This is a genomic window from Collinsella ihumii, assembly GCF_030385545.1.
Lineage (GTDB): Bacteria > Actinomycetota > Coriobacteriia > Coriobacteriales > Coriobacteriaceae > Collinsella > Collinsella ihumii.
On sequence record NZ_JAUEIQ010000019.1, the window covers coordinates 1 to 5,408 of the forward strand.

At 66.5% G+C, this 5,408-nt stretch carries 5 protein-coding genes; all 5 read left to right on the top strand.

Annotated elements, in window-relative coordinates:
• Positions 1 to 516: 516 nt before the first annotated feature.
• Positions 517 to 1,548 (top strand): ABC transporter ATP-binding protein, encoded by a 1,032-nt coding sequence (locus tag QVN30_RS11355; RefSeq protein WP_289836453.1) that lies wholly within the window; start codon positions 517 to 519, stop codon positions 1,546 to 1,548.
• Positions 1,545 to 2,336 (top strand): ABC transporter permease, encoded by a 792-nt coding sequence (locus tag QVN30_RS11360; protein ID WP_289836454.1) that lies wholly within the window; start codon positions 1,545 to 1,547, stop codon positions 2,334 to 2,336. The genes QVN30_RS11355 and QVN30_RS11360 overlap by 4 nt, the downstream gene beginning before the upstream one ends.
• A gap of 1 nt (position 2,337) precedes the next feature.
• On the top strand, positions 2,338 to 3,078 hold the full coding sequence (locus QVN30_RS11365) for an ABC transporter permease (protein WP_289836456.1): 741 nt from the start codon (positions 2,338 to 2,340) through the stop codon (positions 3,076 to 3,078).
• A gap of 479 nt (positions 3,079 to 3,557) precedes the next feature.
• Positions 3,558 to 4,706: a sensor histidine kinase gene (locus QVN30_RS11370; protein WP_289836457.1), complete on the top strand. Its 1,149-nt coding sequence runs from the start codon at positions 3,558 to 3,560 to the stop codon at positions 4,704 to 4,706.
• Positions 4,703 to 5,380 carry a response regulator transcription factor gene (locus QVN30_RS11375; protein ID WP_289836458.1) on the top strand — a complete coding sequence of 226 codons (678 nt, stop codon included), beginning with the start codon at positions 4,703 to 4,705 and terminating at the stop codon, positions 5,378 to 5,380. Before QVN30_RS11370 ends, QVN30_RS11375 begins: the two co-directional genes overlap by 4 nt.
• Positions 5,381 to 5,408 lie beyond the last annotated feature (28 nt).

The window sequence follows — 5,408 nt, forward strand, 5'->3', positions numbered from 1 at the left end:
ATGCCGCGATTCCGCAAGAGGCGTCGTTTCGCGACGCGTTTTCAGTCCGTATCCGTCAGGCGGGTGCGGACTTCTTTCTTATTTCAGGCCGATGGGTTATTTGGGGACGCGTTCGGTTCGAGCCTCGCCGCCGTCCGATTCGGTGTAGCTCGTTTTCATGAACTAGGAGGGGCTGTTTCGGCTTTTTCTTTCACAGGGTTCCTTGAGCCCCCTAGTCATTTCATCGTGAATTACCTCCGCTGGGCCTACTCATCCACGGATGTGTTTGCAGGGGTTTGTGCAAAATGGGAGGTTCCGACGCAGTCCTCTTTCCATGCCTTTCATTCTCATTCATCTTCCACCACCTGATTTTCGCTGGCGCTTGCTCAAGGATGTATATGTGCTGTCATCCAAGGGTGACAACTCCGCGTCGCCCCTGTCATCCTGAGATGTCAACCCTTCCCTCCCTCCTGATCGGAAGCCTTGGTACGGGCAGAATTGCGGCATGCCCGTAGTCGATTCGAAGGGAGTGCATGAATGGCAGACAACGATATCCATCCTGCCGGACGGCTCGGCGGTGCGCTAGGGATCGGGCAGAAGTGGGGCGGATCCGCGAAGCCCGCAGCTCAGGCTTCGATAGGGCGCCGCCCCGGTCGCATGGCTGTGACCACGACGGGGCTCACCAAGCGCTACGGCGACACCTGCGTGGTGGACGGCGTGGACCTCGCCGTGCCGGAGCACGCGGTCTACGGCTTCCTGGGTCCCAACGGGGCCGGTAAATCCACCACGATGAAGATGCTTCTCGGCCTCGTTCACCCTACGCAGGGCTCCGCCACGATCCTGGGCGCGTCCCTTACGCCGGAGAACCGCCTTGAGGTGCTGCGCCGTGTGGGTTCGCTCATCGAGAGTCCGAGCTGCTACCCGCATCTCACGGCGCGCGAGAACCTCGAGATCGCGCGGCAGCTTCGCGGCCTGCCCAAGTCCGAGATCGACGAGGTGCTGAAGATCGTCCGTCTTGACGACCCTTCCGTGCACCGCAAGCGGGTTGGGAACTTCTCGCTCGGCATGAAGCAGCGCCTCGGCATCGCCTGCGCCCTTATGGGCAGGCCGCCCCTGCTCCTGCTCGACGAGCCCACCAACGGCCTTGACCCCTCGGGCATCCATGAGATCCGCGCTCTCATCAAGGGGCTCCCGCGAATGTTCGACATGACGGTCGTCGTCTCCAGCCACCTGCTCTCCGAGGTCGACCAGATGGCCGACCACGTCGGGATCATCTGCAAGGGCCGGATGGTGTGGCAGGGCCCGCTCGCGTCGCTCCACGCGTGCGGCCGGCACTGGATTGGCCTCAAGACCACGGACAACGCGCGGGCGCTCGAGTTCCTGCCCGGCGCGCAGACGGACCCGGACGATGCCGCCCACCTGCGCATCAAGGCGGTTGACGACGTCACGGCGGCGCGACTCAGCCTGGGTCTAGCCGAGCGGGGCATCGGTGTCGTCCGCATGGAGGAACACGAGGATTCGCTCGAGGACATTTTCCTTGCGATCACGGGGATGGAGGAGACGCTATGACAGCCGGCGGGAAGGAAGCGGTCACCTCAAAGCGGCGCCTCGGCATCGCGCGGCAGGTCGCCCTCGAGCTCAGGAAGGGCCGGCGCAAGCACCTCTGGCTCATCTGCGCCGCCATGCTCGGCGTGCTCCTCTTGTGGTTTGGGTATCAGTCGGCTCGCCAGGTGGAGGTCACGGCCGACTACCGCGTGCTTCTCTACAGCCTGCCCACGGTCAACGCGGTCTTCCTCCCGCTGCTGTCCGCTGTCGTCGCCTCGACCGTCTGCGACGTTGAGAACCGCGGGAACATGTGGAAGCAGCTCCTCACCATGGAACGGGCGGAGGACCTCTTCTGCGCGAAGTGGCTCACCTGCGTGCTCGTGCTCGCGGCGGTGGTGACCGTCGAGGTCGCGGCAGCCTCCGTTATCGGCGGTACCCTCGGTTTCCAGGCGGTGCCTGTGTCCGAGAGCCTCGTGCTTTGGGTGTCGACGCTTGCCGTGTGCCTGTTCGTGGCGACGGTCGTGGAGTGTCTCTGCCTGTTTATCGCCAACCAGTTCGTGCCGCTCGTCGTGGGCGTCGCGCTGTCGTTTCTGGGGCTCTTCTCCATGTACCTGCCGGCGTATGTCTCCGTCTTCGTGCCGAGCTCCTACTTCGGGCTCCTGTCCACGGTGGGGATGAGCTACGACTACGCCACGGAGGTCATCACCTGGAGCACCGTCGCCTGGCCCGTGGGCTACTTCGCCGTCATCGTCCTCGTCACCGTCGCCGCGTTCGCGCTCTCCCTGCGCGCCTTCGCGAGAAAGGAGCCCTAGCATGCTCGCCTCATGTGTCCGCGCGGAGCTGGTGAAGCTCCGCCGTTCCCCGATCTGGCTGGTGTTCGTGGCGCTGCCCGGCATCTCCGCCCTCATCGGCTGCGCCAACTACCAGGGGAACCTCGGGGCCATCACGCCCGGCTGGTCGAACCTGTGGACCCAGCAGACGCTTTTCGTCTGCTACTTCTTCCTCCCGGCGCTCCTCGGCGCGGGGTGCTCGCTCCTCTGGCGCCAGGAGCACCAGGGCTCCAACTGGAATGAGCTCATGGCGCAGCCGGTCGCGGTAAGAGATCTCGTGCTCGCCAAGTTCAGCGTGGGCGCGCTGATGTCGGCCCTCGCCTTCGCGTCGATCCTGACGTTCTACGTCGCGAGCGGCGTCGCCCTCGGGGTGCCCGGTGAGTTCCCGGCGGCGCGCATCGCCGAGTATGTGACGCTTGGGGTCTTGGGCTCGCTCGTGGTCGTGGCGATCCAGCTCGACATATCCATGGTGGTGCGCAACTTCGCCGCGCCGGTGGGCATAGCGCTCGCGGGAGGCGTGTCGGGCGTCATCGCCACCGTTGTCGGGTTCGGGAACGTCTGGCCCTACTCCCTGCTCCAGACAGGTATGAACTCGAACGAGCTCGTCGACCTGTCCGCCTTCGGCGTCGCCCAGATCGTGGTCCTGTCTGCCGTGTACGCATCGCTCGCCATCGCCTGGGCGTGCCGACGGCTCTCGCGCCGCGACGTCGTGGCGGCGATGTGACCTGACCGGAGAGCGGAGGCCTCTTGCGCGGGGGGCGGCGCCGTTTTCCGCAGGCGCCCGGCACGGGGCCGACCGGCGCCGCAGTGAATCTGCCGGCACTTCTCTAGGGAACGCTGATGTATATCCCGATGTGCTCCGGGCGATCGGTAAAACTATGGGATTACCCGCTAAAAGGGCCCAGTAACTGTACCCAGAACTGCGGGAGAGGGCCTTTCAAGGGGCCCTCTCCCGCAGTTCTGGGTACAGTTACTGGGCCCTTTTAGCGGGTAGCGTGGTAGAAGCGGTAATTGAGCCTTGTCGGCAGCCGACCGATCTGCCGATGGCGCTTGCATGCCGGACCGTCGGATGGTGCTGCCGCTTCGTCATCCTTGGGGGAGTGTGGGAAAATGAAAGAGGAGGTGACCGCCATGAGGGATGCGGGCGAACCCGCACGGTCCGTGATCGCTCGAGCGATCGGACGGTGGGATGATTCGAGGGGTTTGGCGCTCGTCGCGCCGATCGCCTGCGTGATCCTCGAGGCGGTCTTCCTCACAAGGTACATCTCCCTTCTGCCCTTCGATTACGACCCCGCATCCGTGTGGCTACTCGTGTGGTGCGTCGCCGCGATCCTCGCATGCGTCTTCCTCCGGAAGCGCCGCCCCCTCGCCGTGACGCTCGTGGCATGCGCCTTCGCAGCGGCATCGGCCCCTGTCGATGAGGGCGCCTACACGGGAGTCCCGCTTCTGGTGCTGATGTACGGCGTGGTCGCGCGACAAGACTACCTCAGGGCGGTGGCGGCGGTTCTCGCCGTCCTCGCCGCGTTCTGGGCTCCCGTCCACCTCGCGGGAAGCGAGAGCCTCGCCCTCGTGCACCTCGAATGGGTGCTGGCCGTGGTCGTGGCGGCGTTTGTGTCCCGCGCCCTGTGGGCAAGGCGTCGTGCGGCCCGGGAACTCGAGGAGGAGCGCGCTGCGCGCAGGCAGGTTGCCCGCGAGCGCGACGAGGCCGAGGCGCGCAGCCGCATCGCCGGAGAGCTGCACGACTCCGTGGGCCATGACCTCACGGCCATCATCGCGCTTACTGAAGGGCTTATGGGGGCGACGGGGGACGAGACGTTCGAGGCCGCCGTGGCGAGCATCAACGATCTCGCGCGTGCGGGGCTCTCTGACACCCGACGTGCGGTCCGGCAGCTCTCGGCCCTGCACGGAGACGCCGTCGGCGCGGGCCGCTCCGATTCGCATATGTGGGACGATGTGCGGCCCGTGCTCGAGCACGCCCGCTCCGCCGGTCTTGCGGTCGCGTTCACGGAGACCGGTTCTCGGTCGCCCGATCGCAGGCAGGCCGACCTGGCCTTCTCCGTGACGCGCGAGGCGACGACGAATGTCTTGCGTCACGCGCGCGACGCGCGCCGCATCACGGTCGCGTGGGACCATGCGAAGGACGGCTCCTGCACGGTCACCGTCCGCAACGACGGTTTTCCGGTCGAGGGGGCCGGTGATGCGGGGACGGGGCTCGCGCGCTTGGGCAGGCGCGTCGAGGGGGCGGGCGGCGCGCTTGATGCGGGGCCGTCCCCCGACGGGGGCTGGGAGGTCCGAGCGGTCATCCCGTGTCTCGATCCGGCAGCTGATACCAAGGAGGCCGAGAGCTTATGAGCGATCCCATCGACGTGCTGATCGTCGACGATCAGGCGGAGACGCGACTCGGGTTCGCCCTGGTGCTTCGCCGCGATCCCTCCCTGCGCCTTTGGGGGCAGGCGGGAGATGGGAGGCAGGCGGTGGATGCCGTCGATCGGGCGGCTGAGGCGGGGAGGACGATTCCGGACGTCGTGCTGATGGACGTGCGGATGCCCGCTATGGACGGCATCGACGCCTGCGCGCTCATCTGCGACCGGCATCCCGAGGTGCGCGTGCTCATTCTCACCACCTACGACGAGGACGACTACGCCTTCGGCGGGCTCGAGGCGGGCGCCTCCGGGTTCCTGCTCAAGGACGTCCGCTCCCGCGAGCTCATCGACGCGGTCCATGCCGTTGCGGAAGGGGATGCCGTCCTCACCCCTCGAATCACCCGGGCGGTTCTCGAGGTCAACGTCCCCAAGGTCGTTCCAGGATCTGAACGTGAGCGCCTGCGTCGAGCCTTCCGCCGGCTCACGGACCACGAGCGCGAGATCTGCTCGCTCATCGCCGACGGCCTCTCCAACGGCGAGATCGCCGAGCGCCTGGTCATCCAGCCCGCCAGCGCCAAGCGCGCCGTCTCGCGCATCCTTTCCAAGCTGGGCATGCGCGACCGGACCCAGGTTGCCGTCTCCTGGTACCGGGCGGGGCTCTAGAGGCGGAGGGACCGGTCGGGACCCCCGT